14 protein-coding genes are annotated in these 16,183 nt (G+C 71.3%); 8 read left to right on the top strand and 6 right to left on the bottom strand.

Annotated elements, in window-relative coordinates; translation table 11 throughout:
• Positions 1–75 precede the first annotated feature (75 nt).
• The gene (locus ABGB18_RS09480) at positions 76–1,305 is read left to right on the top strand and encodes a class I SAM-dependent RNA methyltransferase (protein ID WP_347695319.1); all 1,230 of its coding nucleotides are present in this window, start codon (positions 76–78) and stop codon (positions 1,303–1,305) included.
• Between the two features lie 162 nt (positions 1,306–1,467).
• On the opposite strand, the gene ABGB18_RS09485 is transcribed toward ABGB18_RS09480, so the two are convergent.
• On the bottom strand, positions 1,468–1,671 hold the full coding sequence (locus tag ABGB18_RS09485) for a winged helix-turn-helix domain-containing protein (RefSeq protein WP_347695024.1): 204 nt from the start codon (positions 1,669–1,671) through the stop codon (positions 1,468–1,470).
• 139 nt (positions 1,672–1,810) lie between these two features.
• Here ABGB18_RS09485 and ABGB18_RS09490 point away from each other — a divergent pair, with 139 nt between their 5' ends.
• A complete protein-coding gene (locus ABGB18_RS09490; RefSeq protein WP_347695025.1) occupies positions 1,811–2,026 on the top strand; it encodes a hypothetical protein in 216 nt (71 codons plus the stop codon).
• Between the two features lie 90 nt (positions 2,027–2,116).
• On the opposite strand, the gene ABGB18_RS09495 is transcribed toward ABGB18_RS09490, so the two are convergent.
• Positions 2,117–2,647 (bottom strand): hypothetical protein, encoded by a 531-nt coding sequence (locus tag ABGB18_RS09495; RefSeq protein WP_347695026.1) that lies wholly within the window; start codon positions 2,645–2,647, stop codon positions 2,117–2,119.
• 448 nt (positions 2,648–3,095) lie between these two features.
• Here ABGB18_RS09495 and ABGB18_RS09500 point away from each other — a divergent pair, with 448 nt between their 5' ends.
• Positions 3,096–3,962: a CAP domain-containing protein gene (locus tag ABGB18_RS09500; protein WP_347695027.1), complete on the top strand. Its 867-nt coding sequence runs from the start codon at positions 3,096–3,098 to the stop codon at positions 3,960–3,962.
• Here the strand turns inward: ABGB18_RS09500 and mug are convergent.
• Genes mug through ABGB18_RS09520 form a run of 4 tightly spaced genes read right to left on the bottom strand, consistent with a single transcriptional unit; the run spans position 3,932 to position 9,404 of the window.
• A complete protein-coding gene (mug, locus tag ABGB18_RS09505) occupies positions 3,932–4,465 on the bottom strand; it encodes a G/U mismatch-specific DNA glycosylase (protein WP_347695028.1) in 534 nt (177 codons plus the stop codon). The two genes, ABGB18_RS09500 and mug, sit on opposite strands and share 31 nt — an antisense overlap.
• A gap of 25 nt (positions 4,466–4,490) precedes the next feature.
• Entirely contained in the window at positions 4,491–6,953 is a 2,463-nt protein-coding gene (locus tag ABGB18_RS09510; protein WP_347695029.1) for a polynucleotide kinase-phosphatase, read from the bottom strand.
• A complete protein-coding gene (locus ABGB18_RS09515) occupies positions 6,937–8,445 on the bottom strand; it encodes a 3' terminal RNA ribose 2'-O-methyltransferase Hen1 (protein ID WP_347695030.1) in 1,509 nt (502 codons plus the stop codon). The genes ABGB18_RS09510 and ABGB18_RS09515 overlap by 17 nt, the downstream gene beginning before the upstream one ends.
• 41 nt (positions 8,446–8,486) lie before the next feature.
• Positions 8,487–9,404 (bottom strand): LLM class F420-dependent oxidoreductase, encoded by a 918-nt coding sequence (locus ABGB18_RS09520; protein WP_347695031.1) that lies wholly within the window; start codon positions 9,402–9,404, stop codon positions 8,487–8,489.
• A 121-nt stretch (positions 9,405–9,525) separates the two neighbouring features.
• Between ABGB18_RS09520 and ABGB18_RS09525 the strand changes: the two genes are divergently transcribed.
• From ABGB18_RS09525 to ABGB18_RS09545, 5 genes are all read left to right on the top strand, one after another.
• Positions 9,526–10,719 carry a hypothetical protein gene (locus tag ABGB18_RS09525; RefSeq protein WP_347695032.1) on the top strand — a complete coding sequence of 398 codons (1,194 nt, stop codon included), beginning with the start codon at positions 9,526–9,528 and terminating at the stop codon, positions 10,717–10,719.
• Between the two features lie 35 nt (positions 10,720–10,754).
• Positions 10,755–11,882 carry a histidine kinase gene (locus ABGB18_RS09530; protein ID WP_347695033.1) on the top strand — a complete coding sequence of 376 codons (1,128 nt, stop codon included), beginning with the start codon at positions 10,755–10,757 and terminating at the stop codon, positions 11,880–11,882.
• A complete protein-coding gene (locus ABGB18_RS09535) occupies positions 11,879–12,973 on the top strand; it encodes a histidine kinase (protein ID WP_347695034.1) in 1,095 nt (364 codons plus the stop codon). The genes ABGB18_RS09530 and ABGB18_RS09535 overlap by 4 nt, the downstream gene beginning before the upstream one ends.
• A gap of 22 nt (positions 12,974–12,995) precedes the next feature.
• A complete protein-coding gene (locus ABGB18_RS09540; RefSeq protein WP_347695035.1) occupies positions 12,996–13,595 on the top strand; it encodes a response regulator transcription factor in 600 nt (199 codons plus the stop codon).
• Between the two features lie 761 nt (positions 13,596–14,356).
• The gene (locus ABGB18_RS09545; protein WP_347695036.1) at positions 14,357–16,114 is read left to right on the top strand and encodes an ABC transporter substrate-binding protein; all 1,758 of its coding nucleotides are present in this window, start codon (positions 14,357–14,359) and stop codon (positions 16,112–16,114) included.
• The last annotated feature ends 69 nt before the right edge of the window (positions 16,115–16,183 follow it).

Genomic DNA, 16,183 nt, shown 5'->3' on the forward strand with positions numbered 1-16,183 from the left:
AGCGGATCAAGTCGGAAAAGTAGTCATCCCGGCGGGGGCGCTAAGGTACCCGGTGTGAAACAGGCATCTCTCGAGCTGACGGTAGGTCCGGTCGCCCACGGTGGCTGGTGTGTGGCACGACACGAGGGGCGCGTGGTGTTCGTCCGCCACGCCCTGCCCGGCGAACGCGTCATCGCCGACGTCACCGAGGAGACCACCCGGTTCCTGCGGGCCGACGCGGTGGAGATCCTTGAGGCCTCGCCCGACCGTGTCGTCCCGCCCTGCCCGTACGCGGGGCCGGGCCGCTGCGGCGGGTGCGACTGGCAGCACGCCACCCTGGAGGCCCAGCGACGGCTCAAGGCGCAGGTCGTGGCCGAGCAGTTGCACCGGCTCGCGGGCATCGAGCGCGAGGTCGTGGTGGAGGAGATGCCGGGCGCCAAGGACGGGCTCGGCTGGCGTACCCGAGTGCAGTTCGCCGCCCGGCCGGACGGTGAGCTGGGCTTCCGCCGGCACCGCTCGCACGAGATCGAGCTCGTGGACGCCTGCCTGATCGCCCACCCCGAGGTGGAGGCGGTCGGGGCGGAGCAGCACACCTGGCCGGGGGCGGCCGGCGTCGAGGTCATCGCCTCCTCGGGCGGCGACCGGGCCGTGGTGGTCTCCCCCCGGCCCCGGCGCAGCGTCGCCGTGCCCGACCTGGAAGCGCCCGCCTCGATCCTGCTCGACCAGGGCAAGGGCCGTACGGTGCCACGGCGTGGCTCCGGCGTGCTGCACGAGCACGTGGGAGACCGGGAGTTCCGGGTGGCCGGCAGCGGCTTCTGGCAGGTGCACCCGGGCGCGGCCGAGACGCTGCTGGAGGCGGTGCTGGATTACGCGGCGGTGGAGCCGGGGGAGTGGGCGCTCGACCTCTACTGCGGGGTGGGCCTGTTCGCGGCCGGCCTGGCGGAGGCCGTGGGGCCGTCCGGTGCGGTGTTCGGGCTGGAGTCGGAGGCGGCCGCCGTCCGCGACGCCCGCGCCAACCTGCGCGACCTGCCGCAGGCCCGGGTGGAGCGGGGTCGGGTGGAGGAGGCCCTGGACCGCTTCCAGATCGAGCGGGCGGACGTGGTGGTGGTGGACCCGCCGCGGGCGGGGCTGGGGCGCGACGTGGTGGACCGGATCGCCGCGCTGGACGCCCTGCGCATCGTGTACGTCTCCTGCGACCCCGCCACCCTCGCCCGCGACCTGGCCTGGCTGGCCGAACGCGGTTACCCCCTGACGGAGCTGCGGGCCTTCGACGCCTTCCCGATGACCCACCACGTGGAGTGCGTGGCCCTGCTGGTCAAGGAGTGAATCATGGCTTTGACCAGCAGCGGGACAACAGAATATGTCAATATGTCTCTGCATGTCTCAGGGTGTCTCACGACATCTCAAGATCATGACGCATGGGTGACGCACGATCATGAAACGCCCCGCCACCCGGATCGGTGACGGGGCGTGGTCGCGCCAAAACGATCAATCTTCATCGTCGGGCGGCTCCGGGCCAACGAACGACCCCAAGTTCGGCCGCGTGTAGACCAACCCCCGCTCGCGCAACCCCGCGATCGCCTTCCTGGCCGTGACCTTCGCCACGCCGAACTCCTCGACCACGGCCCGCTCCGTGATCATGCGGCCGGGCGGATACTCACCCGAGTCGATACGCCGCTTGACGACCCTCACGATCTGCTCCCACCGGGAGAGGAGGTGCCGCCGGTGCACAGGCGGCCGCATTACAGCCCTTTCTCGGACCGGTGGCGTGTGTGCCATGTGTGTGACGGCTCGGGTGTCCGTGGCGCTGCGCGGAATTGAGGAGTGATCGTTGAAGTCCAAGGACAGCGGTATTGGCTGGTTGCTCGTGCTCGGGATGGCGTTGGTCGGGCTGGCCGGCACGCCGGACGACCGCTCGGCCCCTGAGCGCAGGGCCCCGGTCGCGCACGACCGGGAGGCGAAGGCGCCGTCGAGTGACGAGCCGCCGGACATCACGTGCGAGGGCGGTGACTGTTGGTGGGCCGACCTGGGCCGCCCGAACCGATAGACCGAGCCGCAACGAACCGGCCTCCGGCCCTCCACGCAGGAGGGACGGAGGCCGCTCTACCCTTGAGGTGTGTCGCGCAACGGCGACCGTCTACAGGTCCATGCCCGTGCGAGCGTCGACCAGCGTGAACACCCCAGATTCGTGCTCGGCCAGCAACTCGGCCACCTGCTCAGGCTTCAAATCGATCGACGCGATCCCGGCGGCCGTCAGCGGCACCTCCTGAACGTGATACTCGCCTCTGGCTGGATCGGCGACCTCCGGGCCGGTGCGCGCGGCGACGATCCACGTCATACGGACGCCGGGGGCGCCGTGGATGCGGAACGTTCCGTCCGTCGGGTAGGTGGCCGACGCGTTGCGGATCTCATCGGTGCGGGTGTTGACCGCAACAGCACGGCCATCCTTCAGGGTAAGCGCCTCGAAATAGTCGGGCAGTGTGACGATCGCCTGCCCGGCGTCGTCCAGGGTCGTCTCGCCCCAGTACTCGACTCCCGCGTTCGGGCTCTCGGTGCAGGCATGCGCCAAGTATCGGTCTTCGTGCACCGGGTGATCGATGATGAACGACTTGATGGATGAACCGTTGAGCGTCCACGTCCCCTGGAGATCACCGGTGGAGCCGTCCATGAAGACCTTGTTGGTGGAGTCACCAGGACGCGCGAACGAGAACTCCGCAAAGGTGCTCGCCAGCCAGAGCCTGCCGCCAGCTGGTTAAAAGACGCGTCCTCAACGCTTAGAGCTGTGTTACCAGCGGCCAGCCCGAATCGCGACCGGTACGTGAACCCACCCGATACCCAGGATCCGGTGGTCGCCTCCCACATTCCAGACGGCGTTCCGGGAAGGCCGGTCAGTGCGGTGGAGGAAGCATGGTCGAAGATCATCGCGCCTCAGCAGCGCACGGGCTCGGATCGGCGACCTGTGAATGTGGTCTGAGCTCACCGAACCGGTGGCGGGGCGTCTGCGTACCCACGAGCAGACGTCCGGATCGGGAGGTCGCCTGCTCGGGTTTCGGTCACGGACGAGTGGCCGGGGGCGCGGCGGCCGGGGCGTCTGTCGCAACTGGAGGAATTCCCCTATGCGTAGACCCCTTGGCGCGCTCGCCGGACTCGTGAGCCTGGCGGCCGTGTGCACGCCGCTCAGCCCGGCGCAGGCCGCGACGGCGGCCGAGACGGCCGCCGCGGCTCCCGCGGCTCCCGCGGCCCTGGCGGCCGCGTGCCGCGTGAGCGTGGCCAAGCCTCGCCTCAGCACCGCTCTCAAGATCCAGTCGTTCGCGGTGCGCCGTGGCTGCTTCCGTCCCGCACTGATGCGCATCCGCATCCTGCGCGCCGTGCCGGGCCCCGACCGCGTCGTCAAGAGCGGCGCCGGCAGGAAGGGCCGCATCACCCTGGCCATCCCGTGCCGCCGCGGCACCTACTACGCGGTCGCCACCGACTATCGCGGCAACAGCGTCAAGTCCAAGCCCGTCAAGCTGTCCTGCGCGCCCGGCCGGGGCACCACCACGCCCGCCCCCACCCCCAGCCCCAGCACGCCGCCACCCGCGTCGGGCACCGCCGGCACGGCGGAGGAGAACGAGGTCGTCAGGCTGACCAACGCCGAGCGGGCCAAGGGCGGCTGCCGGTCGCTCGCGCACGACCCGCGGCTCCGGGCCGCGGCCGCGGGCCACTCCACCGACATGGCCAGGAACGGTTTCTTCGACCACGACTCGCAGGACGGCCGCGGCTTCCTGGACCGCATCAGGGCGGCCGGCTTCACCGGCGGATCGAGCTGGGCGGAGAACATCGCCGCCGGCCAGCCCACCCCCGCGTCCGTGGTGCGGGCCTGGATGAACAGCCCCGGTCACCGGACCAACATCATGAACTGCCGGTTCAACCTCATCGGGGTGGGTGCCGTCAAGGACGCCCGGGGCCGGATCTACTGGACGCAGGACTTCGCCGCCCGGTAGGCCGGCCGGCTCAGGGACAGCCGCAGGCGGCGCAGCTCGTCGGCGATGGCGGCCAGGGTCCAATGGGCGTTGAGCCCGCTCGGATTGGGCAGCACCCAGACCCTGGCCCCGCCCACCGGCTCGGCCTGCTCGCCGATGCGGGACCGGGGCCGGCCGAAGGCGGTGCGGTAGGCCGAGATGCCCAGCACCGCGAGCACCTCGGGCCCGGCCGCCGCCACCTTCGCGGTCAGCTCCGTGGCCCCCTCCACCAGCTCCTGCCTGGTCAGCTCCGCCGCCTTGGCGCTCGCGCGGGGCACGATGTTGGTGATCCCCAGTCCGTACGAGGGCAGCAGGTGCTGCTCGGCGGGCGCGAGCCGCCGCGGCGTGAAGCCGGACAGGTGCAGCGCGGGCCAGAACCGGTTGCCCGGCCTGGCGAAGTGGTGGCCGGTGGCCTCGGACACGAGCCCCGGGTTGATGCCGCAGAACAGCACGTCCGGCGAGGGGCCGAGGACGTCGTCAATCACACGGGCGAGACTAGCCCATGCGTGGCTAGAGCCGCGGATCGACCGGTTCGGACTCCAGCGCCAGCACCGCGAAGACCGGCTCGTGCACCCGCCAGCTCGCCTCGCCCTCCGCCAGCCGCGACAGCGCCTCCAGGCCGAGCGTGTATTCGCGCAGCGCCATCGAGCGCTTCTTGCCCAGGAAGCGCCGGCGCAGCACGTCGAGCGACTCGGTGTAGTCGGGGCCGTAGATGATGCGCAGGTATTCGCGGCCCCGCACCTTGACCCCGGGCTGCACCCGGCCGGGCTGGTACGCGGCGGGCTTGACCACCATGCCCTCGCCACCCGCCGCCGTCAGCGCCTCCCACCACGCGGTCGCCTCGGCCCGGGAATCGGGCGAGCCGAGCGTGACGAAGACGTGCTCGGTCCTGGCGATCAGCGGCGAGTCGAGCAGCGCCAGCGTGGACAGGTGCCAGGCGTGCGGCTCCACCGCCGTGGCCCGCCCCTCGCAGGCCAGGATCTGGAACGGCGCCAGCCTGATCCCGTCGAGGCCGTCAACAGGCCAGCAGTAACGGGCGTAAGCGTCGCGGAAAAGGGCAGCGTTGTCGGCACGGCGCCGGGTGCGGGCCATCAGCTCGCCCACATCCAGTCCGCGCCCGGCCGCCGTCTCAAGCGCCGCGACAGCCTCGGGCAGCGCGGCGCGGGCCGCCGCCCCGACGGAGGCGTACTGCGATTTGATCAGTTCGCCCGCCTTCGCCGACCACGGCAGCAGCTCGCAGTCGAGCACCACCCAGTCGGAGCCGAGCGCGGCCCACAGCGGCTCGCACGCCTCGCGCAGCCCGGCGACCAGCGGCGCGGTGTCGGCGAAGAACGGCCGTCCGGTGCGCGTGTAGACGACCCCCGCGCTGCCGTCCGTCACGCCGAACCTGGCCGCCGCCACCTCGGGCGTCCTGGCCAGCACGGCGACGGCCCGCGAGCCCATGTGCTTCTCCTCGCACACGACCTCGCGCACCCCGGCGGCGGCGAACTCCTCGAACGCCTCGTGCGGGTGCTCCAGGTAGCCGTCGAGCTTGGACGTCTCCGGCGGCGCCATGGTCGGCGGCAGGTAGACCAGCCAGCGCGGATCCACCGCGAACCGGCTCATGACCTCCAGGGCCGCGGCCGTGTTCTCCTCCATGACCTTGACATTGGGGCCGAACCGGGTCTCGACGTAACGGGTGCCGGTCACGTCGGTGATGTCGAGCATGCCCGGCTCGCGGCCGTGGGCGTGGCCGAGCGGCTTGGCGGGCTCGTACCAGACCTTCTCGGCGGGGACCTGGACGATCTGGCGCTCGGGGTAGCGCAGCGCGGTCAGGTGGCCGCCGAACACGCAGCCGGTGTCCAGGCAGATCGTGTTGTTGACCCATTCGGGCCGGACCGTGGGGGTGTGGCCGTAGACGACCATCGCCCGGCCGCGGTATTCGTCGGCCCACGGGTAGCGGACCGGCAGGCCGTACTCGTCGGTCTCACCGGTGGTGTCGCCGTACAGGGCGAAGGCGCGTACGCGGCCGGAGGCGCGGCCGTGGTAGGCCTCCTTGAGCCCCGCGTGCGCGACCACGAGCCGGCCGCCGTCCAGGCGGTAGTGGCTGCGCAGCCCGTCCATGAACGCCCTGGCCCGGTCCACGAACTCGGGCGGCCGCGTGGCGAGCTGGTCGAGTGACTCCCGCAGGCCGTGCGCCACCCTGACCTTGCGGCCGTTGAGCGCGCGCACCAGCTTCTGCTCGTGGTTGCCCATCACGCAGATCGCGGTGCCCGCCTCCACCATGTCCATCACCAGGCTGAGCACGCCGGGGGTGTCGGGGCCGCGGTCCACCAGGTCGCCGACGAACACGGCGGTCCGGCCCGCGGGGTGCCTGATCCCCTCCCAGCCGAGCCGGCGCAGCAGCGCCTCCAGCTCGGCCCGGCAGCCGTGCACGTCGCCGATGATGTCGAACGGCCCGGTCAGCTCGGTCCTGTCCGACCAGCCCTTCTCGTACGTGATCACCGCGGCGTCGATCTCCTCCACGCCACGCAGCACGTGGGCCCGCCGGAACCCGTCCCCCGAGATCCTGCCCAGCGAGCGGCGCAGGTCCCTGCGCTGGCGGTGTACCACGCCGGGGCCGAAGGCACGGTCCGGGCGGGCGGCGTTGCGCTCGATGGCCACCTCCTCCGGCACGTCGAGCACGATGGCCTCGGCCAGCACATCGTGCTTCCTGGCCAGGTCGATCAGCCCGCGGCGGGCGGCGTACTGGACGTTGGTGGCGTCGACCACGGTGAACAGGCCCCTGGCCAGGCGCACGCCGACGATGTGGTGCAGCAGGTCGAAGGCCGCGGGGGTGGCCGACTGGTCGTTCTCGTCGTCGGAGACCAGGCCGCGGCAGAAGTCGGAGGAGATGACCTGGGTGGGCGCGAAGTGCCGGGCGGCGAACGTGGACTTGCCGCTGCCCGACACGCCCACGAGCACCACGAGGGACAGCTCAGGAACGCTGATCAAGGGTGAATACTCCCATCTGGGTCGGCGGGCCCACCTCGGGGTCCTCGTCGCCGACCGGCTCGTACGCGACCCGGTAGCCGTGGCGGCCGGCCACCCGCGAGGCCCAGGCGGTGAACTCGGCTCGGGTCCACTCGAAGCGGTGGTCGGGGTGGCGCAGCCCGGTCAGGAACTCGTATCGCACGTTGTATTCGATGTTCGGGGTGGTGACGAGCACGTGCGCCGGCCGGGCGTGGCCGAAGACGACGCGTTCGAGCGCCTCCAGGCGGGACGGGTCCACGTGCTCGACCACCTCCATGAGCACGGCGGCGTCGTAACCGGACAGGCGCTTGTCGGTGTAGGTGAGCGCGCCCTGGAACAGGGTGAGCCGGGCGCGCCTGGAGTCGGGCATGCGGTCGAGGCGCAGCTTGCGGGCGGCGACGGTGAGCGCCATCGAGGAGACGTCCATGCCGCCGACCTTGGCGAACCTGGGCGTGGCCAGCAGCGCGCCGACCAGTTCGCCCTGGCCGCAGCCCAGGTCGATCACGCTGACGGCGCCCAGTTCGGCCAGCTTGGCCAGTACGGCCTCGCGCCGGCGCACGTTCAGCGCCTTCGGCCTGACCTCGGCAGCCCCCGCCTCAGCCTCGGCCCCCGCGTCGGCTTGGGTCGTGACGGCCGGTTCGTCGGCCGCCGTCTCCTCCTCCGCCGCCTCCCCGGCTGCCGGGTCCTCGGTGGGCGGCTCCTCCTCGACCGCGGGCTCCAGTTGCTCCTCGGTCTCGTCTCCCAGCTCGGCCAGCCGGGCCAGCGCCGTGCGGGCCAGGGAGTGGCGCCGTCCCAGGTAGCGCCGGGTGATCAGGCCGCGCTCGGGGTGGCCGTGCAGCCAGCCCGTACCGGCCCTGATCAGCTTGTCCACCTCGTCGGGAGCGATCCAGTAGTGCTTGGCGTCGTCGAGGACGGGCAGCAGCACGTACAGGTGGTTGAGCGCGTCGGCCAGGCGGGACGCGCCACGCAGCGTGAGCCCGACATATCGCGACTGGCCCCACTCGGGGAAGGCCTCGTCGAGCGGCAGTGCCTGCGCGTCCACCTCCCAGCCGAGCGGTTCGAACAGCCGCCGCGCCAGATCCGGCCCGCCCCGGCAGGGCAGCGCGGGCAGCCGCAGCTCCAGCGGCAGCGGCGTGCCCGGCAGCTCGGGCCGGGCCGTGCACCGGCCGGCGCGGGCCGTGCGGAACACGTCGGCCAGCGCCACGGCCAGCAGCGAGGAGGCGGCGTAGGGGCGGTCGTTGACGTACTGTGACAGGCTGAAGTCGGGCGAGCCCTTGCCCCGCGACCTGACCAGCGCGACCGGGTCCACGTCGAGCAGCAGCGCCGCCGTGCAGCGCTCCTCGCCCGCCTCCGGGTAGAACACCGTGGCGGTGCCGAACGACTGGCGGAACTCCTGCACGCGGCCGGGATGCTTGTGCAGGAGAAAACCCAGGTCGGTGGCGGGCCTCACGGTGGTGGTGATCGTCAGCAGCACGTGTCAAGTGTGCCGTAACCGCGCGAAACGCCGCCAACCGATTACTGGACGTGCGGCAGGACCTCGGCCGCGATGAGCTCCAGGTGCTCGATGTCGGCCAGGTCGAGGATCTGCAGGTAGACGGTGTCCGCCCCCAGCTCCGCGTACTCGCCGATCCTGGCCAGCACCTCGGCCGGGGTGCCCGCTATGGCCCGCTCACGCAGGTCGTCGGCGGTCTCGCCGATGGCGGCCGCGCGCCGCTCCACCTCCGACCGGCCGGCGCCCACGACGGTGGTGTGCGCCACGGAGAACCGCACCTTGCGCCCGGTCTCCTCGCACGCCGCGCGCACGCGCTGGAACGCCTCGGCGGTGTCGGCCGGGGTGTGGAACGGCACGTTGTACTCGTCCGCGTACGTGGCCGCCAGCCTCGGCGTGCGCTTGGCCCCGGTGCCCCCGATGATGATCGGGGGCCGGGGCCGCTGGGCGGGCTTGGGCAGCGCGGGCGAGTCGGCCAGCCGGTAGTAGCGGCCCTCGAAGGAGTAGTCCTTCCCCGCCGTCCACAGGCCGGTGATGATCTCCAACTGCTCCTCGAACCGCCCGAACCGCTCATTGACCGGCGGGAACGGGATGCCATACGCCGAGTGCTCCCGGTCGTACCAGCCGGTGCCGAAACCCAGCTCCACCCGCCCGCCGCTCATCTGGTCCACCTGGGCGACGCTGATCGCCAGCGGCCCCGGCAACCGGAACGTGGCGGGCGACACCAGGGTGCCCAACCGGATCCGCGAGGTCTCCCTCGCCAGGGCGGCAAGGGTGATCCACGCGTCGGTCGAGCCGGGACCGGGGTCACCGGAGCCGATGCGCTGGTAGTGATCCGAACGGAAGAAAGCGTCAAAACCCAGCCGTTCGGTGGCCTGGGCGACGGCGAGCAGGTCGTCATATGTCGCGCCCTGCTGGGGCTCAGTGAAGATCCGCAGCTTCATGCCCACATTATCCGCACACAACGGACGCGAACCGGAAAAGGGGCGCGCCGCGCCGTGGGTGCTTGCTAGCGTTCACGGGGCCAAGCGCCGTACGTAGCCGACCGATCACCTGGGGTGGCCGATGCCGCGGCACCAGAGAGAGCCTGGCCTGCTCCCGCGCCCGCTCGCGATACTGGGCGCGCTCGTGCTCACCGCCGCCACCGGGGTGGCGATCCGCCTGCTCCCGGCGGGCGCGGAGCCGCCGCCGAAGCCCGTGACCCGGCCCCTCCCCGCCCCGTCGCAGCTTCTGCCGCCCGCGACACCTGCCGACCGACGGCAGGACCCGCCCGCCGGGCGGCGGCACTCCACGCCGTCCGGGACGCCGGAGCCGCCCGGGTTCGAGGGGTTCGTCGGGTTCGTCGACACCGCTCGCGAGCCCGGCTTCGACCTGCCCGTCGAGTTCCGGCGTACGGGAGTCCGCCGGTACGCGCTGGGCCACCTCGTGGCAGGTGGCGACGGGTGCGCCCCCAAATGGACGGGCGCTCTCGACCCCGGCGAGAACCCGGTGGCCAACCGGATCGGCCGGCTCAGGGCGCTGGGCGGCGACGCCGCTCCGGTCTTCGGTGGGCCCGGCGGCGAGGATCTGGCCGACACCTGCCTCCGGCCCGGCGGCCTGGCCGCCGCCTACCGCCGGGTGGTCGGGGCGTTCGACGCCGCCGCCGTCGACTTCGAGGTGCGTGACGGTGCGGACAGCGCCGCGGTGCAACGCCGGGCCAGGGCCATCCGGGCCGTGCAGCGCGAGCGGCGGCTGCGGGTGAGCTTCACGTTGCGCCTGCGGCCGGACGGGCTGAGCCCGGGCGACGTCGCGATGTTGCGGGCCACCCGCCAGGCGGGCGCCGACGTCGGCACCGTCAACCTGCTGGCCGCCATGGAGCCGCGTACCGCGCTCGGGCCGCGCACCGTCACCGGGCGCCGCACCGTCACCGAACGCCGCACCGCCAGTGAGCCTCGCACCGTCACCGAGCGGCGGGCCGCCAGTGAGCCTCGCACCGTCACCGAGCGGCGGGCCGCCTCGGACGGGCGCCTGCACAGGGTGGCGGTGGCGGTGCTGGCGGCCCGCGACCAGGTCGCGGAGGCTCAGGGGCTGGCGGACCCGGAGCGGGCCTGGAGGCGCATCGCGCTGACCCCGGTGCTGGCGGCAGCGGACGACCTGAGCGAGTCCGACGCGCACAAACTGGCCGACTACGCCGCCTCGCACGGGCTGGCCTGGTTGTCACTGCGCGGTGTGGCGCCCGCACCCCGCGTATTAAGGGTTCTTCGGCGGGGCCTGCCCTGAACTAGGATTTTCCCAACTTGTCAGGGGGAGGCGTGATGGCGGCACGTCCGGACACGGCGAAGAAAATCATCGTTTACTGGCTGGACGCCATGGTGGTTCTCTACGGCCTCGTCTACCTCGTGGACGCCGTTGCCGACGTGATGGCCGGCACCCTTTCCATCGAGCGCGCGGCGATCGCCATCGTGTTCGTGCTCGGCTTCTTCGGGCTCTTCCCGTTCCTGCTGCGCGAGGCCTACGAGCACAGACCCCGCCCCACACCGAGGCTGCTGCTCGCCGGGGTGTTCGCGGCGGGCGCCCTGGTGCTCCTGCCGCCGGGCCAGGACTCCCTGGCGGCCCGGTTCGAGGCGCTGCTGCTGTGGGTGTCGGTCGCCGCCCTCTACCTGCGGCCGCTGGTCACGGCCCTGCTGACGGTGGCCGCCGCCGGCCTGGTCGCCACGTTCAACGCCCTGGTGGCGGGGCAGGACTGGCTGATCGCGCTGGCCGCCAGCACGTTCGGCTGCGCCTTCCTGACCGTGGGCATGTTGCAGTTGCGCTGGCTGTGGTGGGTGATCAGGGACGCCCACCACAGCCGCGAGGCGAAGGCACGGCTGGCGGTGGCGGAGGAGCGGCTGCGCTTCGCCCGCGACCTGCACGACCTGCTCGGGCACAGCCTGTCGGTCATCACGCTGAAGAGCGAGCTGGCCGCCAAGCTGGCGACCAAGGACGCCGGGCGCGCCTTCGCCGAGATGGCCGAGGTGCGCGGGCTGACCCGCGACTCGCTGGCCGAGGTGCAGCAGGCCGTACACGGATACCAGGCGCTGGATCTCGATGAGGAGCTCGAAGGGGTGCGTGCCGCGCTGGAGGCCGCGGGCGCCCGCTGTGAGATCGACTTCCGGGCCGGCGACCTGTCGCCGGCCGCCAGGACGCTGCTGGCCTGGGCGGTTCGCGAGGGAGGCACCAACGTGCTCAAGCACAGCAAGGCCACGCGGTGCGCGATCACGATCGAGGGGGGCGTGCTGGAGATGCGCAACGACGGCGTGTACGAGGCCGTGGCCGTGGCGGTGGCCACGCCGGGCTACGGCCTGCGCGGCCTGTCGGAGCGGCTGGCCACGGCGGGCGGCTCGTTCACGGCGGCACCCACCCCGGCGGGCGAGTTCCTGCTGCGCGCGGCGGTGCCCGCGTGAAGCGGCTGCACCGGGCCACCAACCTGGACAAGGCCCGCTGGCTGATCGTCTATTCCACCGACTTCCTCCTCCTGCTCAGCGCCTTCGGCTACGTCGAACTGGTCATCCTGTGGTCGAGCGGCCTCCCACGGCCCGTCCTCGTGGTGGCCGCCGTGCTGCTGACGGTTTTCCAGGTGCTGGCCACGCGGCCGTTCAGGATCGCCGTCAGAGGAGGTGCGCGCCCGACGGGGATCCTGGCGGTGACCGGGGTGATCGGCTTGCTCCTGAGCCTGATGCTGTTTCCGATAGCGACGTGGCTCGGGCTGATGGCGGCGTTCGTCCGCAAACGCACCGTCGTCGTCCTGTCTGTCGCGTCGATCGTGGTCTACAACGCCGCCATGACGGTGCTGCTCGGGTCCTTCGAGCCGCTGTTCCTGGCGGTGCAGGTGTTCATCACCACGCTCGCCGTCGGCGGGGTGTGGGCCAACCTGCGGCTCTGGCGGCTGGCCGTGGACGCCCACGAGGGCCAGGAGGCCATGGCCCGGCTGGCGGTCTCCGAGGAGCGGTTGCGCTTCGCCCGCGACCTCAACGACCTGCTCGGGCAGAGCCTCGCCGACATCTCGGCCCGGACCGCGGACGCGGAGCGCACGATGCGGGTGGACGCGACGGCGGCCGCGGAGGAGATGTTCCAGGTCCGCGACCTGTCCAGGCGGTCGCTGCGCGAGGTCCGCTCCGTGGTGCAGAGCTACCGGTCCATCGATCTGGACGAGGTGCTCGCCAGCGTACGGGCGGTGCTGGAAGCGGCCAACGTACGCTGCTCCGTCCAGGTCGAGGCGGGCACGCTGCCGCCGGAGTCCCGCACGCTGCTGGCCACCGTCGTACGCGAGGGCGTGACCAACGTGCTCAAGCACAGCAAGGCCGGACGCTGCACGATCACCATCGAGAACGGCGTCCTGGAGATGTCCAACGACGGGGTGAGCGGCCCGGTGGGCGAGCACTCGCCGATCGGCCTGGCCGGACTGGCCGATCGGGTGCGAGCGGCGGGCGGCACCCTGGAAGCGCGGCCGTCGGACGCGGGCCGCTACCTGTTGCGGGCGGCGGTGCCCGCGTGACGCCTAGCCATACGGAGGCCATATGACCACCCGCGTGCTGCTCGCCGACGACGAGCACCTGGTCAGGGGGGCCATCGCGGCCCTGCTGGACCTGGAGGAGGGCATCGAGGTCGTCGCGCAGGTGGGCCGGGGCGACGAGGTCGTGGCCGCCGTGGCCGAGCACCGGCCGGACGTGGCCGTGCTCGACATCGAGATGCCGGGCATGGACGGCCTGAGCGCGGCCGAGCAGATCAGCGCCCAATGCAAGATCGTCATTCTCACCAGCCTGGGCCGTCCGGGCTACCTGCGCCGGGCCATGGCGGCGGGCGTGAGCGGCTTCCTCGGCAAGGACGCCTCGGCGGAGGAGCTGGCGATGGCGATCCGCAAGGTTCAGGGGGGCGGCCGCTACCTGGACGCGGAGCTGGCCGCGGCGGCGATGGCGGCCGGCGACAGCCCGCTGACCGAGCGGGAACGCGACGCGCTGCGGCTGGCCGGCGACGGGGCCACGATCTCCAAGATCGCGGGCGAGCTGCACCTCACGGAGGGCACCGTCCGCAACTACCTGTCGAGCGCCATGACCAAGCTCAACGCCCAGAACCGCCTGGAGGCCATCCGCACCGCCCAGCGCATGGGCTGGCTCTGACCCGAACACACGGTCCGGTGACGGCCCCCGGACCGCCTCGGCGCACCAGCCCGCCCATGGCCTGACCTTCAAAATCTGAAATTCGCCCAAAAGCTAACAAAGCACCCTAAAATGGACGGGTGGGGCTCTACTCCGGGAAGCAGGGCACCCACAACGCCCCGGCCTCCCTCCTGTCGGGAGGCCGGGGCGCCAATCCCCGGGGGGCATGGCGCGCCGTGCGCTGCCGCCGTCGCGGTTGCCGCTCATCCCGTCGCGTAGTCGCCCCCTCTGTCGTCGCCACTCTGGAATGCGGCTGGTGGTGTCCGGCCGAGTGGTGGGCCGACCGGTCTCGCCGGGTGCCGCGGGGGAGAGAGAAGCGCGCCGCTGTGCGGAGCGCGGGCGTGGGATGCGCTTATTTGGAGCTCCGGATGCGTTCTCGATTGAACCGGTTAGCCAACCTCGCTCCCGCCCCCTCGTATCGTGCCTGGACACGCGCACCCGCGTGCGTGAGAGCGTTTGCAGGGCGACGTCTCGAAAGCGTCACGACCCTTGACGGCACGGACACACGGAATTTACGTTCGCGGTACTTATCCGGTTCAGCAGGCCCTCCGGCCTGTTCGCTACTGAAGAGTGACCGCTTACCGGTCTCCACGGCGGAGCGCGTTCAGCGTTGTGGATGGGAGCGCTCCCATAGGGGCGCGGCCCCGTCGGAAAGCCGGCCCATCGGGGTGCTAGCAGACGTGCGAACCTCCGCGCCGGGCGCGGAGGGAAGGAGTGAAGCGATGCGTAACCGGGCTCGGATCATGATTCCGCTCGTGGCGGCGGGCCTGTTCGCCGCGGCCTGCACCGGCGGCGGATCCACGCCGACCCCGCCGGCCTCCCAAGCGCGGAACCAGGGCGCCGGAGCAACTGCCAATCCCGGCTCGTTGCCGCGCAACGAGACGCTCTACACGACAGGCACCCAGTGGGGCCCGCCACCCAACTTCAACCCGATCAGGGAGTGGGACTCGGCCGTGGGCACCAAGGGCCTGGTGTACGAGACGATGTTCCACTACGACCCCAACGCGGCCAAGCTGACGCCCTGGCTGGCCGCCAGTGGCTCCTGGACCGACGACACCACGTACGAGGTCAAGCTGCGCCCGGGGATCAAGTGGTCCGACGGCCGGCCGTTCACCGCCAAGGACGTCGTCTTCTCCTTCGAGCTCGGCAAGATGGAGACGATCCCGTACCACAACCTGTGGGACTGGTTGAAGACCGCGGAGGCCCCCGACGACCAGACCGTACGGTTCACCTTCTCGAAGGCGAACTATCAGGAATGGGACTTCATGCTCTACAGCCGCTCGATCGTCCCCGAGCACATCTGGAAGGACCGCTCGGAGAGCGAGGTCCTCGACGGTGTCAACGAGAACCCGGTCGGCACGGGCGCGTACACGTTCATGAGCAAGGACCAGGACCGCGTGGTGCTGCAGCGGCGTGACGACTGGTGGGGCAAGTCGGTGCTCAACATGGAGCCCAAGCCCCGCTACATCGTCGACATCGCCACCCCCAGCAACGAGGTCGCGATGGCCATGCTGCTGCAGAAGGGGCTGGACCTCAGCAACAACTTCCTGCCCGGCGTGGCCAACCTGGTGCAGGGCGACTTCGGCCTGGCGACCTACTACGACCAGCCGCCGTACATGCTGTCGGCCAACACCGCGTGGCTGGTGCCCAACACGACCAGCAAGCCGATGGACGACCCGGCCTTCCGTAAGGCGCTGGCCTCCTCGATCAACGTCAAGCAGATCGTGGAGAGCGTGTACGGCAACCTCGTCAAGGCCTCCAGCCCGACCGGCCTGCTGCCGCAGTGGGACCAGTTCGTGGACCAGGGCGTCGTCGGCAGGTCCGGGTTCGCCTTCGACACGGCCAAGGCCAAGAAGCTTCTGGCGGACGCCGGATACCGGGACGGTGACGGCGACGGGTACGTGGAGAACAAGGACGGCGCCAAGATCGCCCTGACCCTCATCGTGCCGTCCGGCTGGACCGACTGGATGGAGGCCGCCAGGTCCATCGCGGCCAGCGCCAAGACCGCCGGCATCCAGATCACCCCCGACTTCCCCGACTTCAACGCACTGGTGGAACGGCGCGCCAAGGGCGACTTCGACCTGCTCATCAACAACGAGCGGCAACTGTCCAACTCGCCGTACACCTACTACGAGTACATGTTCCAGCTCCCCGTCCAGAAGCAGCAGAACACGGTCAACTTCGCCAGGTACGAGAACGAGAAGGCCTGGGGCCTCGTCCAGGAGCTCGACCAGATCAAGACGGATGACATCGAGGGCATGAAGAAGGTCATCTCGCAGCTCCAGCAGATCCATCTCGACGACATGCCGATCATCCCGCTCTGGTACAACGGCCTGTGGGCGCAGGCCAGCACCAGCGTGTGGAAGAACTGGCCGGCCGCGAACGGCAGCGCACCCAAGACCGGTGCCGTCATGTGGCGCAACTGGCTCGAACTCGGCGGCTTCGAGACGCTCACCCAGCTCCAGCCCTCGGGCTCCTGACCTTCAGGCCGGACTGACCCTTCCCTCCGCCCCCAGCCGGCCCCGGGGGCGGAGGGCCTTCAGGGAGAG

Source organism: Nonomuraea sp. B12E4 (assembly GCF_039871825.1).
Classification (GTDB): Bacteria; Actinomycetota; Actinomycetes; order Streptosporangiales; family Streptosporangiaceae; genus Nonomuraea.